General features: G+C 69.8%; 3 protein-coding genes. 1 reads left to right on the top strand and 2 read right to left on the bottom strand.

The window, feature by feature from the left end; translation table 11 throughout:
• The first annotated feature begins 23 nt into the window (after positions 1 to 23).
• Positions 24 to 1,070: a signal recognition particle-docking protein FtsY gene (gene ftsY / locus AC1D15_RS22850; RefSeq protein WP_047506602.1), complete on the top strand. Its 1,047-nt coding sequence runs from the start codon at positions 24 to 26 to the stop codon at positions 1,068 to 1,070.
• Between the two features lie 12 nt (positions 1,071 to 1,082).
• Here the strand turns inward: ftsY and AC1D15_RS22845 are convergent, their stop codons facing one another.
• Complete coding sequence (locus AC1D15_RS22845; RefSeq protein ID WP_477827769.1) at positions 1,083 to 1,811, bottom strand: DUF2726 domain-containing protein; 729 nt, start codon at positions 1,809 to 1,811, stop codon at positions 1,083 to 1,085.
• Positions 1,812 to 1,962: 151 nt separating this feature from the next.
• Positions 1,963 to 3,342 (bottom strand): signal recognition particle protein, encoded by a 1,380-nt coding sequence (gene ffh, locus AC1D15_RS22840; protein ID WP_465112858.1) that lies wholly within the window; start codon positions 3,340 to 3,342, stop codon positions 1,963 to 1,965.
• Positions 3,343 to 3,416 lie beyond the last annotated feature (74 nt).

The raw sequence follows: 3,416 nt of genomic DNA, 5'->3' as shown, positions 1-3,416 counted from the left end.
CACCCGAGTCGATCGCCCCACGCATGTTCAGTTTCTTCAAGAAAAAGCCCGCTCCTGTCGACACGCCGGCCTCGCCGCCGACCACTGCGACGCCTGCCGCGCCCGTCCCGGCAGTGCAGGCCGCCATCACGCCGGCCGCTGCCGAGCCCGAGCGCCGCAGCTGGGTCGACAAGCTGCGCGGCGGCCTGCGCAAGACCGGCTCCAGCATCGCCCAGGTGTTCACCGGCACGCAGATCGACGAGGCCCTCTATGAAGAACTCGAATCCGCGCTGCTGATGGCCGATGCCGGCGTCAAGGCCACCGAGTTCCTGCTCGACGACCTGCGCCGCCGCGTGAAGGAGGCCCGGGCCACCGACCCGTCGCAGGTCAAGGCGCTGCTCGCCGCGGCGGTGGCCGACCTGCTGCGTCCGCTCGAGAAGCCGCTGCGTGTCGGCGAACACGCGCCCACCGTGATGATGGTGGTCGGCGTCAACGGCGCCGGCAAGACGACCAGCATCGGCAAGCTCACGCGCCACCTCGCCGACAGCGGCCAGAAGGTGCTGCTGGCCGCGGCCGACACCTTCCGTGCCGCCGCGCGCGAGCAGCTCGCGGTGTGGGCCGAGCGCGCCGACGTGCCGCGGCAGGCCGGCTCGGTCGAGATCGTCTCGCAGGCCGATGGCGATCCGGCGGCGGTCAGCTTCGATGCGGTGGTCGCCGGCAAGGCGCGCGGCTGCGACGTCGTCATCGCCGACACCGCCGGCCGGCTGCCGACGCAGCTCCACCTGATGGAGGAGCTGAAGAAGATCCGGCGCGTGATCGCGAAGGCGCAAGAGGGCGCCCCGCACGAGGTGCTGCTGGTGATCGACGGCAACACCGGCCAGAACGCGCTGGCCCAGGTCAAGGCCTTCGACGATGCGCTCGGCCTCACCGGCCTGATCGTCACCAAGCTCGACGGCACCGCGAAGGGCGGCATGCTGGCGGCGATCGCGCGCGAGCGGGCGATCCCGGTCTACTTCATCGGGGTCGGCGAGAAGCTCGAAGACCTGCAGACCTTCAATGCGCGCGAATTCGCGCAGGCCTTGCTGGAGTGACCCGGCGCTGAATCAGCGGGGGCGGGGCGAGTTGCCCGAGCGCGGGATGTTCGGCGGCGCGGCGGATGCCAACGGTGCCGGCGCCGAGTCGATGTCGTCGAACCAGGTCGACGGCGGCGGCTCGCGCATCTCGAGTCCGTCGTCCTCGTCGACCGGGCCGCGGCCGACCGGCTGGTAGCCGGCGGTCGTCGACGGGGCATGCGTCGATGGCGTGCTCTCGCTCGACTTGCTGCCGAGGATCGCGTTGCGCGCACCGGTCGCGCTCGGCAGCGCGTCCTCGCGCCACACGTGCAGCGGAATGCCGGAGGCTTCGAGCACGCGGTCCATGCGGTTGTGGCGCTGCGAGGTGCGTTCCTTCTCCTGCGCCTCGGGCGCGCGGATGTCGACCACCGCGATCACCTGCGAGCTGCTGTCGCAGACCACGAGATCGGCGCAGAGCAAGCCGACGCGGCGCAGCCACTCCGAATACGAATGCCGCGTCGGCACCTTCACGAAGCGCGCCAGCGGCACCTGCGCCAGGATGATGTGCTCCGGCAGCCCGCCGCGCAGCGCGAGGTAGGCCTTGCGCTCGGCGGTGGTCAGGATGCGGGTCGCCTGCGGCTGCCACGACTGCAGCGTGTCCAGCGCCTCGAGCGAGCGCGGCTTGTTGCGCTTGACGGCGGGCTTGGCGCTGGAGGTCTTCATCTTCCAGATCACCAGGCCGCCCACCAGCACCAGGGCGGCGATCAACAGCAATTCCATCTCGAGGTCCAGGTCCGTGTTGGAGGGCAGCGCAGATCTTGGCGGTCCGCGCGCGCGGGGTCAATCATTGTGCCGCCTGCCAGGCGGTTGCGGCGTGTTACAGGCCCACCGGTTCGGGGTGGGATGTGACAAGTCGTCTCAAACGCGCGTCTCAGCGCAGGCCCCCCGGGCCGCCCAGGCCCTTCATGCCGCCCATGCGCTTCATCATCTTCATCAGGCCGCCGCCCTTCATCTTCTTCATCATTCCCTGCATCTGCTCGAACTGGTTCAGCAGCCGGTTGACCTCCTGCACCTGCACGCCGGCACCGGCGGCGATGCGGCGCTTGCGGGTGGCCTTCAGCAGCTCGGGCTTGCGGCGCTCCAGCGGGGTCATCGAGTTGATGATGCCCTCCATCCGACGCACGTCGCGTTCGGCGCGGTCCATGTCGGCCTGGCCCAGGTTGCCGGCCTTCGCGGTCATCTGGGCCGGCAGCTTGTCCATCAGGCCCGACAGCCCGCCCATCTTCTTCATCTGGCTGATCTGCGACAGGAAGTCGTTCAGGTCGAAGTTGTCGCCCGACTTCAGCTTCTCGGCCAGCTTCTGCGCCGCCGCGACGTCGACGCCCTTCTGCACCTCCTCGACCAGCGCGACGATGTCGCCCATGCCCAGCACCCGGCCGGCATGGCGCTGCGCGTCGAACACCTCCAGCCCGTCGATCTTCTCGCTGACGCCGGCGAACTTGATCGGCGCGCCGGTCACCTGGCGCACCGACAGCGCCGCGCCGCCGCGCGAATCGCCGTCGGTCTTGGTCAGCACGATGCCGGTCAGCGGCAGCGCCTCCTTGAAGGCCTTCGCGACGTTGACCGCGTCCTGGCCCTGCATCGCGTCGACGACGAACAGCGTCTCGACCGGCTTCAGCTCGGCGTGCAGCGTGCGGATCTCGTTCATCAGCTGCTCGTCGATCGCCAGCCGCCCGGCGGTGTCGACCAGCAGCACGTCGAAGTAGTGGCGCTTCGCGTGGTCGAGCGCGGCGCGCGCGATGTCCAGCGGCTTGTCGGTGGCGCTCGACGGGAACCACTCGGCGCCGGCCTGCTTCGTCACCACCTTGAGCTGCTCGATGGCCGCCGGGCGGTACACGTCGGCCGAGACGGTCAGCACCTTCTTCTTGCGCTTCTCGATCAGGTGCTTGGCCAGCTTGGCGGTGGTAGTGGTCTTGCCGGCGCCCTGCAGGCCGGCCATCAGGATCACCGCCGGCGGCTGGGCCGCGAGGTTGATGTCGGCGATGCCTTCGCCCATCGTCGCCGCCAGTTCGCGGTTGACGATGCCCACCAGCGCCTGCCCCGGCGACAGCGAGCCCACCACCTCGGCGCCGAGCGCCTTCTCCTTCACGCGGGCGATGAAATCGCGCACCACCGGCAGCGCCACGTCGGCTTCGAGCAGCGCCATGCGCACCTCGCGCAGCATGTCGGTCACGTTGCTGTCGGTGATGCGCGCCTGGCCGCGCATCGTCTTGACGAGCCGGCTCAGGCGATCGGTGAGGGTGGAGGCCATGGGATCGGCGGGCGCGAAGGACGCGGCCCGCGAAAGTACACTGTGGACCATGAGTTTATCGCCCGGGGTTGCAA

It is taken from the genome of Rhizobacter sp. P2_H2 (assembly GCF_056403375.1).
This window is presented reverse-complemented; position numbering and strand designations above follow the sequence as displayed.